This is a genomic window from Pediococcus acidilactici, from assembly GCF_016127815.1.
GTDB classification, from domain to species: domain Bacteria; phylum Bacillota; class Bacilli; order Lactobacillales; family Lactobacillaceae; genus Pediococcus; species Pediococcus acidilactici.
On record NZ_CP066046.1, the window covers coordinates 1,593,378 to 1,609,806 of the forward strand.

Sequence of the window (16,429 nt, forward strand, 5' to 3'; positions counted from 1 at the left end):
AAACTAGTGTCAACCTTATTTAGCTAATTCATAAATTGCGTGAGCGTAGATTGCAGCTGCGTTGACAATGTCTTCAATTGCCATGTATTCGTTAGCTTGGTGCATAACGTTTTCCCGGCCAGGGAACTGCGCTCCAAAGGCAACCCCGCGCTCTAAAATCCGGCCATAGGTTCCCCCGCCGATTACCATTTCTTGTCCTGCTTCTCCGGTGTGTTCCGTGTAAATTTGAAGCAAAGTCTTTACCAACGGATCGTCAGCAGGAACGTAATGTGGTTCTTGTGCGTGACCATGTAAAGCAACTTTAGCCTCGAAATCAGCCAACGCTGCCGTCGCGTTCTTAATGATTTCATCCGTAGAGATGGATTGTGGGTAACGAATATTGATAATTACCGTACCAGCTTGTCCTGCTTGGTAGTCAAACAAGTCTGGCGAAACCGTTAAATCGCCCATTTGAGGGTCCACGGTATTAATCTTCAATTGGTGTCCCCGTGAATCTAGGTGCATTTTTTCTGCAATTAATTTAAGGTAATCGTTAGCCACTTTACGGTTCAAGAAGTCGGCTAAGAAAGTGGCCGCGTTCAAGCCTGCCTTGGGTTCCAAGGCGTGTGCGGACTTACCTACTAAGTCAAAGGTGATTTGTTGTCCGGCAACATTCATTGCCCCGGTAAGGCCGTTTTCACTTAGGTAGTCTTGGTATTCAGCTTGCCAAGCAGCTTCGTCAACGTCTGCTTTTGCTAAGACAACTGCCTTAGCTTCGCGAGGAATCATGTTGTCCTTGATTCCGCCCTTGAAAGATTGTAATTCAAAATCCCCAGTTGCTGATTGTGCGGGCACTTCAACTTCGAAAGAAGCAATCCCCTTTTCCCCGTTAATAATTGGGAATTCAGCATCTGGCGAAAAACCGAAGTCGGGTGTTTGTTCAGTTACCAAATAGCGATCCATTCCGTACCAGTCAGACTCTTCGTCAGTTCCTAAAATCAAACGCACCTTCTTAGAAACTGGCAACTTAAGGTCCTTAATGATTTGTAACCCTAGGTAAGCAGCCAAAACGGGACCCTTATCATCGCTAACTCCCCGAGCATAAATCCGGCCATCTTTGACCACTGGCGCAAATGGGTCGGTATCCCAACCTTCACCAGCGGGAACTTCGTCAAGGTGTCCTAAAATACCTAAAATTTCTTTGCCGTCGCCATATTCGACGTGGCCTGCCACATTTTCAACGTTTTTGGTTGTAAATCCGTCTGCTTCGGCGAATTCTAACATCTTCAAAAGGGCTGCCTTAGGTCCCGGACCAAGTGGCGCATCCTTTTCGGCATGTTCTACATCACGGGAACTGTCAATTTTCAACAATTCCATTAGACGTTCTAACATTTGATCTTTACGTTGCTCAACTTCTGCTTTCCAATCAATATTCATGGGCTAATACCACCTTTATATTTTTCATCAAAACTTGTCGTAACTATAGTATGAATTATACAGAATAACGTTCATCCGAAGCAAGAATTCCGCGAAACTTACCAATTAATATCTTTTACAAAAATTGCAACGGCTAATCATTAATCAAATCATCCCACGTTTTAAAACTAAATATATTTTTTTACAGATTTTAGCATTTTCACCCTACCTCTAGGTGATGTATCTTCCGCATTAAAATTATGCCATTTAAAATCCTTAATACCAGCCTTCTTAAACACACCTCTTTTTAGCATTCTGATTACTGGGTTTCCAAACACAATTCTATATATCCATGTGGGAGCGCCCGAAACGGTTAAAACCCGCACCTTAGTACTTGATGCAAATAATCTTCTAGTTGCCCCCGCTTGCTTAATTTGTCCCTTTGCTAAAACTTTGTCTAAAAAGCCCTTTGTCATTGCAGGCATAACTTCCCACCATATTGGAAATAGCATAATGATTTCATCAGCCATTTGTAGGCGTTCAAAATAATCCTGACTTTGTGGATCAACAAAAGATTTAGTCCGCCAATTTATTAAGTCTTGCTTGCTCATCACAGGATTAAAATTATCCTTATGCAAATCGATCAAATCCACTTCTGTTCCGTCGTCTTCCATCGCTTTGAGTAAAGCGACCAACAATGCTGATGTGAAGGATCTTTTATGCGGCTCGTTGTATCCAGCTTCCATACCGTAAGGGTGGTCAAAAACAATCGCAACTTTTTTCATATTCTCTAGCTCTTTTCTTGTTAAAATATATTCCTGGGAATATATTGTATAATAACACCATAAGAACAAAATTTAAATATACATGCCGAGGAATATAAATGAACAACGAACTATTTGCCGAATTAAAAAAATATAGAGAACACTCCAACAAAACTACAATCAAAAAAATGTTGAGCAACCCTAATCTTTCAAACGTATTTCAAAAACTTTCTATTACTGAGTTAGATGTTATTGCTCTGATTGCAGACACCAATCCCAAAATTAGCGATTTACTGCCTCACGTAAATATGACTCAAGGCGCGGTTTCTAAGCTTGTTAATCGACTAGTTAAAAACTCTTTTGTTGAAAAATATCATAAGGAGAACAACCAAAAAGATACTTATCTAAGACTTACCGCCTTAGGAAAACAGGCTGAAAAAGCGCACCAACAATTTCATGTAGAGCTGAATAAACAGTTAAACCAAGCCGTAAAAAATTTTTCAGAAAAAGAAATTGAAACTGCCACTAAAGTTTTGAAACAAATAAATAAGGTGCGCGACACGCTGGACTAATCTAGACTAATTAAAAAGTTAAGCAAAAAAGAGCTTCTCAAGAAAATTCTAATTCCTGAAAAGCTCTTTAATTTGGCAATTTTGCGCACCCAAGTATATTCAAATTTAGTTTATGCTACTTAATCTAAAAACGACATCATAATTGTTGCAACATATTCTTTACGTATCGAATCCATAGTCTACCAAGTCTTGTGCACTTGACTTATAAACCTAAGCTACTAATACCAGCTTGGTTTGTCTCCATCGGTATTAGGTTTATTGACCCCGATGGAATGCTTAATTTCCGTATTGTTTTGAATTAAATCAACTACTACGTGTGCGATACTCTTCCGTGAAACTTCCGTTCCCTTGAAGTCTTCGCCCTTTTGAGTAAATTCGTATTCAATTTCATCGTGGTTAGTTAACCATGCTGGCCGAACCACCGTATAATCTAGGTCACTAGCTTCGATAATGTCCGCTGCTGACCGATAACGCGTGAGGTAGCTACCTAGCGTGGAGTTGTTCCATTCCCCAAACTTGCCCGGTACTTCGTCATAAATTCCTAACGTAGAAATCCAAACGAGGCGCTTAACGCCGGTCGCGTCCATTGCTTCAACGACCGCTTTTGCTTGATCGGCGATGTTATTGCCTGCAAGGTTAGCGTAAACCGCATCAACTCCTTGCATGGCATCCTTTAATTGGTCAACGTTAGCCGCATCCCCGTCAATTACCGTTTCCCGGTCAGGGTTAGATGGAGTGAGCCGCTTAGCATTCCGTAAGAAAAGTTTCAGCTCATCGTCGGTCTCTTCCATAAATTCCTTTTCTGCTAATTGAGCAATTTGCCCGTGTGCTCCTAAAACTAATACTTTTTTTGTCATTTTTATCAACCTCCACTATCGATTTTAACCGCTTACAAAAAATCAGCAAGTATTAACACTTTTCGGTATAGGGTGCAAACCTTCAGCATTATATACATTTTATAGTGTTCTAGTGAAAGGCCATAAAGACTTGCCAAATGGAAATGACGGTACAAATCAGTATTACCAGCAGGTCCCCGATGATGGTTTCCATTTCCATCAATGCAAACCGGTTTACGTCTCCATCTACGTGATCAGCACGCCGCCGGGATTTAATCGCAATCCAGCAGCCGTATGCGCCCAGTAAGCAAGCAAACGGCACCAAAAATAACGCATTTTTGTTAATCATCCCACCATCAGCCTTTAACGTAGCCGGAACTTCGTTTTGTAGCATTGGCGCTGTGAGAATCACAATCAACAGTGGGATAAAGGGCAACCAGCGCAACCAGTTGAATCGGTTTAACGCTGCATTTTGCATCCATCCGGGCAAGTCTTTAATCATTAGCCGAGGCTTACGCGCGTTGGCAATCACTTTCTGAGCATTTTGGGCGTGTTGCGTTCGTTGCTCAGAAGTCATTTTTTGCTTATGTTTACTCATTAAAATCAATCTCCCATCCCTAAATGAGGCGCTTTATCGCCTTCTTCACCATCATAAACCATTACATAATTTCATGCAGGCGGTTTCTAATTTACGAACTAACCAGCACCCTCATTACGTTAGTTAGCTTGGTTATTCGTAATAACATTTTTTGACCAGCCTTTGACATTGCCGTTTCTTATCAAAAAAATGCGACTAAACTTTACTCGTTTAGCCACATTTTTATTTTCTAAGCGTTCATTTCTGCGCGTTTTGCTTCTTCTTGTTGAAGAGCTTGACGGTCAGCAATCTTGAAGAATGGGTAGTAAACTAGTCCACCAATTGCTAGGTTAACTAATTGAATTACCGCACCCGAAATCTTACCAGTTGCCAAGTAACCAGAAATCAGTGGCGGAGTGGTCCATGGAACCGCAATTCCAAGTGGCTTAGCAACCAACCCGAACTTCATTGCGTAGTAAGTGGTTACTACTGAAATCAATGGAACAATAACGAACGGAATCGCCATTACCGGATTCAATACCATTGGAACCCCGAAGATAATTGGTTCGTTAATGTTAAACAAGCCCGGAATCGCAGTTAGCTTACCAATGGCCCGGAAGTTTTCTGACTTCGCCAAGAACATTAGCATAAAGGCCAATGCTAAGGTTTCACCAGCACCACCAAAGTGAATGAAGTTATCCACGAATTGTTGGGTAACGATGTTTGGTAACGCCTTGTGTGCCTTCGCAGCGTCAGCGTTTTCCGCCATCTTACCTAACCAAACCGGCGCCATGATCCCACCAACTACGTTAGAACCATGAATACCGAATAGCCATAGGAAGACAACGAAGAATTCAGCAACTAACATCCCGAAGATTGATCCGCCAACTGCGTTCAATGGTTGCGAAACGATTACCGTGATTACGTTTGGAATCGTCTTAAAGTCGGTAAAGCTAACCAAAAGCCGTAACAACCACATTCCTAAAATAATTACAAATCCAGGAATCAATGATGAAAAGGCGTGACCAACAGCAGGTGGAACCGTGTCTGGCATCTTAAATTGCCAATCCTTATGAATCATCCAAACGAAGGCGTCGGTTACGAATAGGCCAATCAGCAAAGCTTCAAACAAGCCCATCGAACCTAATTGAGTTAACGGAACCCAAACCGCTCCCGCTTTATCGACATTTAATGGAATCGTTAACATAAATGCCGCTAAGGAAACCATACTTGCCGAAATGGCGTCGATTCCATCGTAAGACTTCGCTAATTCAAACGAAATCCCGATTACCGCTACCATCCCGATAATACTAAACGTTGCGTTGGTAGCCCAGCCGACCGTATCTTGCCAACCGGCACCAAACAAACTCGTCATCATGTTCAAATAAGCTGGAATTGGAAATTGACTAATAATCATAAACACTGAACCAATAATGATCAGTGGCATAACTAAGGCAAATCCATCCCGCAATGCTACCAAGTGACGAGAAGATGCTACTTTACTTGCCAAAGGCATTAGCTTTTCAGCAAATCCATTGGTTTTATTGTTGTCACCCATTACAACAACCTCCTTATAAATAAATTTGCCGGCATCCCAATAATCAAACGTGCAAAATAAGTGATATACCCTTGTAATACCGGCCAAAGCGTTGAAATCGCTTTCACAAGTTCATATTAACATTTGTACCTACAAATTAAAACCAATATGCACAAATATGTAATTTGTTTTTTTAGTAACCCTTTTGAGTCAAATAATTTGTCAAAATTAGTTAACTACGGTAGGAAATCCACTTTTTTGCTTGAATGACCATTTTAGAAGTAGTACAGAGCATTAGCTTAACTTTTCGTGCCGGATTAAAAATCATGGTCGCACTTTTCTGCTGCCTGGTCGAAACGGGCTCTTAGCCCCAGTTTCTTCCGGTTAACTAAATTAAGGCATCAATCGCACAATCCGCGATTAATGTCTATGCGTTCCTCTGCTGCCTAGTTAAAACGGGCTCTGGAACTCAACTCTCTCCGGTTAACGAAAAATAGGCCTAGTCGCTTAAACCGCGACTAGGCCTATTTTTCGTTAATCCTCAAGAGCTGCCCGGGTTCCAGAGCCCTCTATCATCCTAAAATCACTCCACGGCTGCAACGTTTCCAACAGCATCATATCAGTTGGTGCCACGTGGCCCACCACGTTCACTCGGCCGTTGTTTTCTAAATCTTGCAACGCAATTTGGGTTTCCGCCTTATATTGTGCGTATTCGTTATTCATTACTAACACGTCGCCCTTATGAATTGGGACCGTATGGCGCGCCGGAACATCTTCATCCTTATACCAAACCCGTGTCATGGTGCTCCGCAGTACATAATCGGAATGATCCCCCCGGTACGTGTGTTGGCTATCGAAAATAATTTTCCGTTCAGTATCGGTCAAGCCGGCATCCGCAATCACCCGCACGGTTGGTTGCGAAGCGTTGAAGGCTGCGGCCGCTTCTTTAAGATCCGCCTCGCTCACACCAGCATTTGAAATTAGAATATCGTCAATTAAGCCTAACATTTTCAAATGCATTATTTGAGTAAACAATGATTGGCCGCGATGCATTTCTAACGAGACCATTCCCTCTTGCAACGGCCAAGGCCCCACTGAACCAGACGGCGCGTTCACAAAGGCCGCCGTATTAATATTATGCCGCCGGTATTGTTGGGAAGTTTGCTTAAAGTAGTCCAAACCTAATCCGGTGTAGCGCTGCGGATAAAAGTTATGCGATCCGATTAGATTTTGCCGATCGGGAGCATAATCCATAATTTGGTCAATATAATGGGTACCGCGACTCATGTTGACCTCGACCTTCAATCCGTACGGATTATGCGTCATCCGCGCTTCTTCCATCCCTGTGAAACCTTCGTCTAACCGTACTGCCCACGCGCCAATGTCGTGGAAAAATTTAAGGTTATCGTATGACACGCCCAATTGTTTAAACAACTTCGGGTTCATGTCCACCATGGTGTCCATTCCTAACGACTTGCCGTATTCAATTAAGTCTTTGAAACGGGCCACCACCTGATCTTGGTCCCCCTTAATTTGCAAGAACGACGTGAAGATCCGTTGAAAACCATATTTACTTGCCAATTTAATGTATTCTTTGGTTTCCTCAATCCCCATTCGGTCGGGATAAATCGAAATACCTAGTCTACCCATTATTTTTCCTCCTTATTCACACTGGTCTAAACCAATATTGTATTCGCTTTCAGTATATCATAGATAGCTAATTGACGTGAAAGCACCGTTTGACTGAAAAACTAGTCGCGTGCTACCCTTTTTCATATAGATAAAGAGATCGGGGCAAATTTAAATGACTAAATTAACCAATTTTCTAAGCGAGTACCAGCGACCAATCCACGATCCGCTAGAACTAGACCTAGCCTTATTTAGCCGGTTGGTTGAATTGCCATTAACCATGGCCACTAGTGAATTAGCGTTGCCGGCGTTACTGCCGGATTTTTGTGCTACGCTTCTCGCCCAGATCCAGGCCAAGGATTATTTAACCCTTCCGGCCGATCGGCAACTATTAGAACAGATTGCCCACAGCAATCGTTACCAGAAGGTTACTTTAGAAAAGCTCAGTCCGAATAACGAGCATTTTTTAGCAATCACTTTAGGAGTCACCAAAACACTAAAAGTGCTCGCCTTTCGGGGACCTAACGGAACGCTGCTTAGTTGGCGAAAGGACCTGCACTTTGCGCTAACGGACCCCGAGGCTTTGCAAAACGCTGCCCAAGCATATTTACAACGCAGTTTACAAGCTGACGATCGCCAAATCATTTGCGTGGGCTTTTCTCGCGGCGCTGCAATTGCCGCCCTAGCTTGTGATCATCTGACAACCCCGGCAACTCAACGCATCCAACAGGTTTTACTGTTTGAAAGTCCGGGCTTACCCGTAGGCAAATACCATTTTGACGTACCTGTTTTAGAATTGATGGCGCCGCTTTCGGTATTTTCCTTAGTGGGGATACATCCCTTTCCCCAGCGAACCGTTAATAGTTTAAACGCGGGGATTTGGCAGCATGACCTTACTTCATGGACCGCGGACCGGACGGGGAGTTTTGCAAGCGCCGTGGGAATCGCGGCCCCAGCAGGTTTTGATCAATCCCCCTTCTTCAAACAGCTGTCTCCTAGCATTACCGAAGAAGACGCTAATCGAATCGTTGACGTTTTATTCGCGGTATTTCGAGAAGCTAACTACCCGTCAATTCCAGAATTAATTAAGCATTGGAACCAATTTACCGGTCTAATCCACCAACAAGTTCACAATGAAAATTCGGTAGTTCAACTTTCAGTTAATCGGATTCAACAAATTATTTTCCAAAATGCCGCCACTAATTTACAAACGGCGTCTCGTCGATAACTTTTTTAAATTTTTTTGAGGAGTTTTCCCGCTCAACACTGGGCTGAGGGGAAACTCCCTTTTTCTTTCTCCAACTTACTGATCTACCAATTTTTAAATATGTTATCCTTAAACCAGTAAAGAATAAGGAGTGAGTTTAATGTCAAATGAATTTCCACAAGCTTTAACAATCGCCGGTTCTGATTCCGATGGTAGCGCAGGAATGGAGGCTGATTTAAACACCTTCCAACGTCGCGATGTCCACGGAATGTGCGTGATGACCGCTTGCGTTGCCGGGAACTCTTACGGTATTCAAGCTAGTCATCCGCTTCCTACTGATTTCGTTGACCAAGAATTTCAATCCCTAGCCGACGATTTCAAAATCCGGGCTAGCAAAACCGGAATGTTAGCTGATGCACCAATGATTGAAACCGTTGTCAAAAATTATCAAATATTCGACTTTGGTCCTTTAGTTTTGGATCCGGTCATTATTACCAAACACGGTGCCTTACTATTGGAGGAAGACGCGTTTGAAACTTTGAAGGCGAAGTTGATTCCGTTAGCTACCGTGATTACCCCTAATTTTTATGAGGCAATCAAGTTAACCGGCATTGACATTCAAAATGACGATGACATGGAACGCGCTGCAAAGATGTTGCAGGAAATGGGCGCTAAAAACGTGGTCCTTAAGGGTTCGCATAAACCAGGTGCTCAAAGCGAAGTACGCGATTTCGTTCTTCTAGAAAATGGTGAAAGCTTCTGGATGAGCGCCCCATACGTCGAAACGGACCGGGTTAACGGTACGGGTGACGTACTTTCAGCTTGCATCACTGCTGAAATTGCTAAGGGAACTGACATTGCCACTGCTATTCGAATCGGCAAACGCTTCGTTACCGCCGCAATTAGCAATTCCATTGCTGTAGGCCACAAATATGGTCCGGTAAATCACTTAGCACCGTTTGAGGACTAAGTTAAGCCGGTAAATGTAGAAAATAAAAATAATATTGATGAAATTAAAAAAGTTGAGGTAAGAATTTTAATTCTAACCCCAACTTTTTTATTTTAATCCGCACTTTCCGTTACTTCTTCCGTAGTTGCTTCAACTTTATCAGTACCCGCGTTATTTGCCGCGGCATCCGTGTCCGATTCGTCAGCTTGATCGCTTACCGTATCGTTAGAACTTGGCGCTGAACTAGCACTCCCGCCGCTGGTGCTTGAATGATAATGGTTGCCTCCGCCTTGGTAGGTTGGATAGCTGTAACTTGGCGCACTATAGCTTGGAGCCACGTAACCACCGCCCGCGGTTCCCGTAGTATTCGTTCCAGTATTCGAATCGCTGGAACTAGCCGCGCTGGATACATCATCGCCAGCCGTAATATCTACTTCTGCACTGCTGTCATCTGCAGACGAAGATTGTTCGTCCACCGATGAAGATTCTTCAGCAGAAGAAGAGGATTCCGCCGCGCTACTTTGATTTTGTTCCCACTCGTGGTAAGCAGCCGAATCATTATATACTTTAAACTTTTGCGTTCCACTAGCTTGATGATGTTTAGCCGTAGCGGTAATCATAAATTCGGCTTCCTTAGTGTGTTCGCCTAAATGTGCGTTAAAGATTAACTTTCCATCCGCATCCGCCGTTAAATTTGCTACCTTCTTAGTTTTAGTGTTGGTTATCTTAACTTTAGCTTTTGAGTTAGTCTTGATCGTGATCAAAACGTTTCCCAAATTATTAGTCTTCTTTTTATTAGTAACCACTTGCAGCTTGGTCGGCGACTGGGTCGTTTTTTCTGAGGAAACCGTCCCGCTCGACGCCGCTTTCTTACCGCAAGCTCCCAAGGTGACTGCCATCGTTAAAGCTGCCATCACCGTGATAATTTTCTTCATCTTCCATCCTCCGCCACATCGTTTATTAACCATATTATTACAATTGATTGGCAATCGGTCAATTTATTTTCTAAAAAACTTGCAATCCCCTCAACTTTTTTATATACTCAATATACTTACTAAAAGTAAGCCGGACAATTATAGTTACAGAAGGGATGTTCAATATGTCAAATTCATTTTTAGAAAACTTAAAAAAACGTCGTTCAATCTACGCACTAGGTAAAAACGTAAAGCTTAGCGAAGACGAAATTACCGAAATCATCGAAGAAGCAATTCGCCAATCACCAAGCGCATTTAATAGCCAATCAATCCGCGCGGTTATCCTTTACGGTAAGGCTCACGATGAACTTTGGGATGGAATTTTAGATATTTTACACGGCGAAGTTCCTAACGAAGAAGCCTTTAAAGCTACCAAGGCAAAGGTCGAAGGCGCATTTAAGGCTGGACTCGGAACCGTCCTCTTCTACACCGATGAAGACGTCATCGCTGACTTGAAGAAGAATTTCCCACTATACAAAGATGCATTTGACATGTTTGGTGAACACGGAATGGGAATTGCTAACGTGGACGTTTGGACTGCATTAGCTAACGAAGGCATTGGCGCTTCTCTTCAACACTACAACCCAATTGCTGACAAATTCATCGCAGAAAAATTCGATATTCCAGCTAACTGGACTTTAAAGGCACAAATGCCATTCGGTTCAATTGAACAACCAGCTGGCGATAAGGAATTTATGCCAGATGACGAACGCTTCCGCGTTATTAAATAATTTTTTCATTAAAAACAAATAGCAGCTGAGCAAAACTAAAAATTTTTGGTGCGTTGCCTTCAACAGCGTCAAAAGTCAGTTTGTTCCGCTTAATCCCAAAATGACCATTACGCCAAATTCAGGCATAATGGTCATTTTTAGTTGATGTTCATCAATTATTCAATTGCTGTCCTGCGCTGTTTTTATTTACTCATCCTAGAATATTTTTCCACTGTTGATAAACCGTTCTTGCTTGATAAGCCTGGGCCGTTTGTTGAGCTCCCCGGCTTAATTTTTGCCACAAATCTGGGTCCTGTAGAATTTGTTTTACTCGTCGGGCCATCTGCGCCTGATCACCATTTGTGACGACAAACCCGTTGACATTATTTTCCACTAAATTTTCAATGCCGTAGTCGGTATAGTAAGCAACCACCGGAACCCCATGCGCCATGGCTTCAATGACGCTAATCCCGCCAGCTTCGTCGTAAGCCGTATTAATGAGTACCTGTGCCTGATTATAGAAATTGTCCATTGCTGTATCCGGCAAGTAATCGCCAAAAATAACGTGCTCGGCAATTCCCATGTGTTGGGCCATCTGTTTCAAACGACCTAATAGTTGGTGATCATTTGTGTAGCCCCGGTATTCTAATGTCGCGTCGGGAAGCTGATCAAACAACCGCAAAAAAGCTGCCAACGCTTCGTCGGGGCGCCGATCACTTTCTAAACGTCCACTGAAAATAACGTGGTCGGGAGTACGCTTGTTTTTAGAAACGGTATTAGACAAAATCTTAGCATCAACTACCGTATCAGCCGCCACGTAAACTGGTGTCTCGGGAAATTGCCCTTGAATAGCCGTCTGCTGTTGAACAGTAGGCACGATGATTCCATCAATTTCTCCCGGTTCTGCTTGAAATGCGGGTGTATAGGCTGCATAAACATTGCCGTGATGGTCCGCGTGCGCTCCATGAAAAGCTAACCATCGGGATTGGGCCTTTTCAACTTGCATAACAATCAAATCCACGTCGCGGTGGTCGGCAACCATGACCGCTTTGTCGTCTTGTTCAGCAATTTCGTTTAAGAAGAATAAAAACAAGTCCTCTTGCGAGTCAAACCGGTAATCCTGCCCGTGATAACCAATCAGTTTCCACATGGTGGGCTGTAATTGATCCGCAACGTTCATATAAACATTTTCTAAAACTACTTCTCCTGCTAAATTCAAAAAGCGGCGCACTCCTAAGCTGCCATCGGGGTGGAAGTAATCAATTGACGATTTGAAACCGCGCCAATCGTAATTATCCCGGGAAACTAGGTTATCAAAGCGGTCGTAATATTCCACGTCCCCCACCAAGCCGACCGTCCCTGGTAAAATATTGATCCGTGCAAGCTGTCGGCCCGCGTGATCAACCGTATAATAATCGGGACCATGATCAACCAGTTGGTATTCATCAAACGGCAACTGCTTAAATTCCCGTACCGGTACCGCCACGGTTGGCGTTTGCGTAGTTCCTTGAAAATAATCGTACATGTTTAATACTTGATCGCCGGCCAATCCAACGCGCTGGGCATCCCGCAACCAAAAGCGGTTATAATCCATCGTTACGTACCGTGCGGGATCATTTTGTTGGTTAAAAAGACGGGTTCGTTGGGCTTGAGCATGCTCAGTTCCCGAATTAAAGGTGTAAATTCCTCGGCTAACAAAATACTTCATTATTCAACATCCTCCCGAAATTCTGGCATTGCCCGAAGCTTTGCTGGCCAGCTTGCTTGTGCGTCATCTAGTAGCGCCTGCCAAGCTTGCCAAACTTGTTTTTCCGAATAACGTTCGGCCGAAGTGTATGCTCCGGTGGAGTAACGTTGCGCTAATTGCTGATCTTGTAAAACCTTGATGATTGCTTGCGCCATCGCTTTATAATCACCGTAAGGTACCACGTTACCATTCACGTCATTTTCCACAATCTCATTGGGCCCGTAATTAACATCGTAAGTAAAGGAAATTAATCCGTGCGCAATTCCTTCCATTACGGCTAAGTTGAAGCCTTCCATCCGCGAAGTCAATCCAAACATCATCGCCTGATTTTCAACTTCATCAACCGCGGTGGTATATCCCTTAAAACTAACCACCTTTTCTAAATGGTTTTCCTGAATAACCTCTTCCACTTTCCGTTTAGCTTCGTAATTATTCGCAGGGTCCGCATAACCATAAAGATCGAGCGTCACCTCCGGAATCGTCTGGTGGACGATGGCAATCGCCCGCACTAGGTCATCAAGGTGCTTCTCCCACGCAATCCGAGCAAAAGCCACCATTTTTCCAAACTGCCGCTTAGCAACTGGAATTTGAGGGGCTTGTCGTAACTGCCCGGGCACAATGCCTACCGGGATGGTAAATAACCGGGTATGGGGGTGAAAACGCTCTTGAACGTCTGCAGTTTGCTTTTGGGTCGCACTGATAAAAGCGTCATAGCGATCCATCGACCGCAACGCAAATTCATAATGCTGGTTCAACGTAGAATCCATGGGCGCTTGTGCATCACTAGCGTGCGAGTTGTGCAAATGAATCACTCGATAAGCTGGTTTTTCCATGTTTAAAAAGGCCCAGTCAGCTAAATGATTACGATCCAACACAAAAATATTAGGTTGCTTGGTCGACCAGAAGTCGTCATTCAACTCATCTAGAAAATGCTTCGTAAAGGTTTCAATCGTGTCGAATTGATAAACTTTTCCGTGACGGTCCGTTAATTTCCATCCTGAAGGTTTAAGTTCACCAGCCCGGTTCTGCTTGGTAAAAGCTTCGATAACTGTTTTACCTTCCGGAGTTTTCCATTCTTCATTTTCAATCTGATTATCGGGAGTGTACCATTGCGAAAGGGAGACAAAGCCTCGGTAATCGTAGTTGTCCACTCGATAAAGATTACCAAAGCCGTCAAAAAGTTCGGTAGAGACTACCCGCTCCTCGTCGCCCGCCACATTAATCCGAGCGACCAGTTCCTGAGCAGGCGTTACCGCTAAATACCGCTGATTTTCCGGTTCATATTGGAGTTCAACGTCCGCGACCCCAAAATCTAAATCAGTGGGGTGAACTATGTGACGTTGCACTTGTAAAGCTTGCTGGTAGTAGTCAAACATGTTGATCAATTGCTGGTCGTCAATCCCAGCAGCCTGCGTAAGGCGGTGGGTGTCCGTGCTCCAATCCCGCAAAATCAGCCGACAATCTACCTTCATCTTGTTAAAAAGCTCCAGTCGTTTTAACTCCGCATGTTCAATCCCTGATTTCTGCTCCGGCATTTGTGCATTAATAAAAAAGATCATTGATATTACGCTTTTCCTTCCTTTAATCGCGATTACTTATCTATGTATTATAGTACATACGCTAAATTAAAGTGTGAACGACCTATAAAGTTTCTTATAAATTCGTTAACGGGTTAGGGGGAACCATACTTTGCCTCCCCAACCCTTCCGGCTAACTAAATTACGGGGCCAATCGCAAAAACCGCGATCAGCCCCGTAATTCTGTTAGTCCTCATGTTACCTTGGCTACTGAGTCAAAATAAGCTCCAGCCACCAATTTCTTCCGGTTAACCTGATTTCGAAATCAATCGTTAAACCGCGATTAATTTCGAAACCTTGTTAATCTCTGCCTACTCTGCAACTGTGTCGAAACGTGCTTTGTCACCCAAACCCTTCTGGCTAACTAAATTACGGGGCCAATCGCAAAAAACACGATTAGCCCCGTAATTCTGTTAGTCCTCACGGTTTACCCGGGTGCCAAAGCACTCTTATTTATTTGCTCATCCTCATCGCAATCTTTTCGCCTACTAGCGTAACTACTGATCCAATCAGGATAATTATAATTCCCACAATGGTATTCAAGTGGATCGGATCCCCTAAAATCAACAACGACAAAATTGGTGCTAACGCCGGTTTAATAAAGAAAATCAACGAAGCAATCGGTACTCCAGCTTCACCCATTACTACGAAGTACAACCCAAAACCGACCCCCGTAACCAAGAAACTTATGTATGCTAATAACAAAATATTTGAAAGGGTAATCCCTTGGAAGAACGGAATATCGCTAAATCCTTCTAGCCCACTAAAAGCCCTACTGACTACCGGAATATGGGTAATTGCCATAAAAATCGCTAACTCGATTGCTCCAGCAATAAACGAAAAACACGTCATGGTCATTCCGCCAAATCCCAGCTTATTCGAGCTAAGTCGGGTTAAAATCCCATAAATTGCAAAAGTGATGGAACTTAGCAAGCCCAACGTAATTCCTAAGGGATTGGTCAAGTTAAACGGATTAATAATTATCAACAATCCCGCTAGCGTTAGAATTACGGCCAGTGTATTGGTTCGCGACATCTTTTCCTTCAGCAAAACTAGGCCAATCAACATCCCAAATGCAGGGTTAGCACTTAGTAAAATTGCAATTGTGGCGGGCAGTGATAACTGAATAGCTAGTTGATACAACGTCATGCTGACTAACACGCATGAAAATCCAGTCATTGAAAATGCCGCAATGTCCCGTCCTTTCAATCGACGTCCCTGTTTTTTCAACGTTTTCATTGTGAAGGGTAATAATAGCAATCCCCCGAATAAGAAGCGGATAAAATTCAACTGAATCGGGTTAAACGTCCCTCCAGCAACCTTCAGCGCAATCTCCATTGAACTAAACAAAAAAGTAGAAATGACGACATAAAGCAAGGTCCTTAACTTCACTAAAAAAACTTCTTTCTCTAATATAATTATGTACATATACCATCTTACCACTTTATTTTCAGGGGATTTTCAAATAAAAAGTCGTATTTCTTTGTAAATTTAATGCTCAGTCTTCTACTATTTATTTTTCTAAAAAAGGTACAAAAAAAGCGCAGACCTAATTGTCTTCGCTAATTTATGGAACTTTTCAGCTCTCATCCCTACCAAGAAGCCTTTTTAACTCCTGGAATTTGACCTTCGTGCGCCAATCTTCTAAAGTTCAACCGAGACAGCTGAAATTTGCGCATGTAAGCATGCGGCCGACCATCTAGCGCGTCGCGTCGGTGAATTCTAGTTGGTGAAGCATTCCGCGGCAACTTACTAAGTCCTTGGTAATCCTTTTGTGCCTTCAACTTTTCGCGCAATGCGGCATAGCGCATTACCGTTTCTTCTATTTTCTTTTCCTTTGCAATTTTAGACTTTTTTGCCAAACGAGCACTCCCTTACTAAAAATAATTGTGCAAACAGTATACTGCCTCACTTACTAAAAGTAAACCATTTTGCTTTCCACTTTACCGGAATCG

At 43.1% G+C, this 16,429-nt stretch carries 15 protein-coding genes; 4 read left to right on the top strand and 11 right to left on the bottom strand.

From position 1 onward, the window contains the following. Positions 1-15: 15 nt before the first annotated feature. Both pepV and I6H64_RS07895 read right to left on the bottom strand, forming a co-directional pair. Positions 16-1,416: a dipeptidase PepV gene (pepV, locus tag I6H64_RS07890; protein WP_008842426.1), complete on the bottom strand. Its 1,401-nt coding sequence runs from the start codon at positions 1,414-1,416 to the stop codon at positions 16-18. A 167-nt stretch (positions 1,417-1,583) separates the two neighbouring features. Further along, positions 1,584-2,180 (bottom strand): NAD(P)H-dependent oxidoreductase, encoded by a 597-nt coding sequence (locus I6H64_RS07895; protein ID WP_008842427.1) that lies wholly within the window; start codon positions 2,178-2,180, stop codon positions 1,584-1,586. Positions 2,181-2,278: 98 nt separating this feature from the next. On the opposite strand from I6H64_RS07895, the gene I6H64_RS07900 reads away from it, so the two are divergent. After that, positions 2,279-2,731 (top strand): MarR family winged helix-turn-helix transcriptional regulator, encoded by a 453-nt coding sequence (locus I6H64_RS07900; RefSeq protein WP_005919451.1) that lies wholly within the window; start codon positions 2,279-2,281, stop codon positions 2,729-2,731. A 218-nt stretch (positions 2,732-2,949) separates the two neighbouring features. On the opposite strand, the gene I6H64_RS07905 is transcribed toward I6H64_RS07900, so the two are convergent. The 4 genes from I6H64_RS07905 to I6H64_RS07920 all read right to left on the bottom strand — a co-directional run bounded on the left by I6H64_RS07905 (position 2,950) and on the right by I6H64_RS07920 (position 7,331). Then, positions 2,950-3,588 carry an SDR family oxidoreductase gene (locus tag I6H64_RS07905; RefSeq protein ID WP_005919448.1) on the bottom strand — a complete coding sequence of 213 codons (639 nt, stop codon included), beginning with the start codon at positions 3,586-3,588 and terminating at the stop codon, positions 2,950-2,952. A 109-nt stretch (positions 3,589-3,697) separates the two neighbouring features. Then, the gene (locus I6H64_RS07910; RefSeq protein WP_056985169.1) at positions 3,698-4,165 is read right to left on the bottom strand and encodes a hypothetical protein; all 468 of its coding nucleotides are present in this window, start codon (positions 4,163-4,165) and stop codon (positions 3,698-3,700) included. Positions 4,166-4,394: 229 nt separating this feature from the next. Next, positions 4,395-5,702, bottom strand: coding sequence for a PTS cellobiose transporter subunit IIC (gene celB / locus I6H64_RS07915; protein WP_002830555.1), 1,308 nt, complete (start codon positions 5,700-5,702; stop codon positions 4,395-4,397). A 513-nt stretch (positions 5,703-6,215) separates the two neighbouring features. After that, a complete protein-coding gene (locus I6H64_RS07920) occupies positions 6,216-7,331 on the bottom strand; it encodes a DUF871 domain-containing protein (RefSeq protein WP_005919440.1) in 1,116 nt (371 codons plus the stop codon). 154 nt (positions 7,332-7,485) lie between these two features. Between I6H64_RS07920 and I6H64_RS07925 the strand changes: the two genes are divergently transcribed. Together I6H64_RS07925 and thiD are read left to right on the top strand one after the other, a co-directional pair. Next, complete coding sequence (locus I6H64_RS07925) at positions 7,486-8,538, top strand: Mbeg1-like protein (RefSeq protein WP_008841652.1); 1,053 nt, start codon at positions 7,486-7,488, stop codon at positions 8,536-8,538. Positions 8,539-8,677: 139 nt separating this feature from the next. After that, positions 8,678-9,487, top strand: a complete 810-nt coding sequence (gene thiD / locus I6H64_RS07930; protein WP_008841653.1) for a bifunctional hydroxymethylpyrimidine kinase/phosphomethylpyrimidine kinase — start codon at positions 8,678-8,680, stop codon at positions 9,485-9,487. Positions 9,488-9,579: 92 nt separating this feature from the next. Here thiD and I6H64_RS07935 read toward each other — a convergent pair whose 3' ends face one another. After that, positions 9,580-10,401 (bottom strand): LptM family lipoprotein, encoded by an 822-nt coding sequence (locus I6H64_RS07935; protein ID WP_008841654.1) that lies wholly within the window; start codon positions 10,399-10,401, stop codon positions 9,580-9,582. Between the two features lie 164 nt (positions 10,402-10,565). On the opposite strand from I6H64_RS07935, the gene I6H64_RS07940 reads away from it, so the two are divergent. Further along, positions 10,566-11,171: a nitroreductase family protein gene (locus I6H64_RS07940; RefSeq protein WP_002830941.1), complete on the top strand. Its 606-nt coding sequence runs from the start codon at positions 10,566-10,568 to the stop codon at positions 11,169-11,171. Positions 11,172-11,361: 190 nt separating this feature from the next. Here the strand turns inward: I6H64_RS07940 and I6H64_RS07945 are convergent, their stop codons facing one another. The 4 genes from I6H64_RS07945 to rpsN form a co-directional block, all read right to left on the bottom strand. After that, positions 11,362-12,858 carry a glycosyltransferase gene (locus tag I6H64_RS07945; protein WP_056985167.1) on the bottom strand — a complete coding sequence of 499 codons (1,497 nt, stop codon included), beginning with the start codon at positions 12,856-12,858 and terminating at the stop codon, positions 11,362-11,364. Further along, positions 12,858-14,456, bottom strand: coding sequence for a glycosyltransferase family 4 protein (locus I6H64_RS07950; protein WP_008841659.1), 1,599 nt, complete (start codon positions 14,454-14,456; stop codon positions 12,858-12,860). The genes I6H64_RS07945 and I6H64_RS07950 overlap by 1 nt, the downstream gene beginning before the upstream one ends. 471 nt (positions 14,457-14,927) lie before the next feature. Then, positions 14,928-15,902: a DMT family transporter gene (locus I6H64_RS07955; protein ID WP_036685420.1), complete on the bottom strand. Its 975-nt coding sequence runs from the start codon at positions 15,900-15,902 to the stop codon at positions 14,928-14,930. A 164-nt stretch (positions 15,903-16,066) separates the two neighbouring features. After that, complete coding sequence (rpsN, locus tag I6H64_RS07960) at positions 16,067-16,336, bottom strand: 30S ribosomal protein S14 (RefSeq protein ID WP_002830934.1); 270 nt, start codon at positions 16,334-16,336, stop codon at positions 16,067-16,069. Positions 16,337-16,429: the final 93 nt, after the last annotated feature.

Coding starts and splice junctions, on each gene's coding strand:
- I6H64_RS07955 (WP_036685420.1), bottom strand. CDS start 15,902: ATGTACATAATTATATTAGAGAAAGAAGTTTTTTTAGTGAAGTTAAGG.
- I6H64_RS07895 (WP_008842427.1), bottom strand. CDS start 2,180: ATGAAAAAAGTTGCGATTGTTTTTGACCACCCTTACGGTATGGAAGCT.
- I6H64_RS07935 (WP_008841654.1), bottom strand. CDS start 10,401: ATGAAGAAAATTATCACGGTGATGGCAGCTTTAACGATGGCAGTCACC.
- thiD (WP_008841653.1), top strand. CDS start 8,678: ATGTCAAATGAATTTCCACAAGCTTTAACAATCGCCGGTTCTGATTCC.
- I6H64_RS07920 (WP_005919440.1), bottom strand. CDS start 7,331: ATGGGTAGACTAGGTATTTCGATTTATCCCGACCGAATGGGGATTGAG.
- I6H64_RS07940 (WP_002830941.1), top strand. CDS start 10,566: ATGTCAAATTCATTTTTAGAAAACTTAAAAAAACGTCGTTCAATCTAC.
- I6H64_RS07905 (WP_005919448.1), bottom strand. CDS start 3,588: ATGACAAAAAAAGTATTAGTTTTAGGAGCACACGGGCAAATTGCTCAA.
- I6H64_RS07925 (WP_008841652.1), top strand. CDS start 7,486: ATGACTAAATTAACCAATTTTCTAAGCGAGTACCAGCGACCAATCCAC.
- celB (WP_002830555.1), bottom strand. CDS start 5,702: ATGGGTGACAACAATAAAACCAATGGATTTGCTGAAAAGCTAATGCCT.
- pepV (WP_008842426.1), bottom strand. CDS start 1,416: ATGAATATTGATTGGAAAGCAGAAGTTGAGCAACGTAAAGATCAAATG.
- I6H64_RS07950 (WP_008841659.1), bottom strand. CDS start 14,456: ATGATCTTTTTTATTAATGCACAAATGCCGGAGCAGAAATCAGGGATT.
- I6H64_RS07910 (WP_056985169.1), bottom strand. CDS start 4,165: ATGAGTAAACATAAGCAAAAAATGACTTCTGAGCAACGAACGCAACAC.
- I6H64_RS07945 (WP_056985167.1), bottom strand. CDS start 12,858: ATGAAGTATTTTGTTAGCCGAGGAATTTACACCTTTAATTCGGGAACT.
- I6H64_RS07900 (WP_005919451.1), top strand. CDS start 2,279: ATGAACAACGAACTATTTGCCGAATTAAAAAAATATAGAGAACACTCC.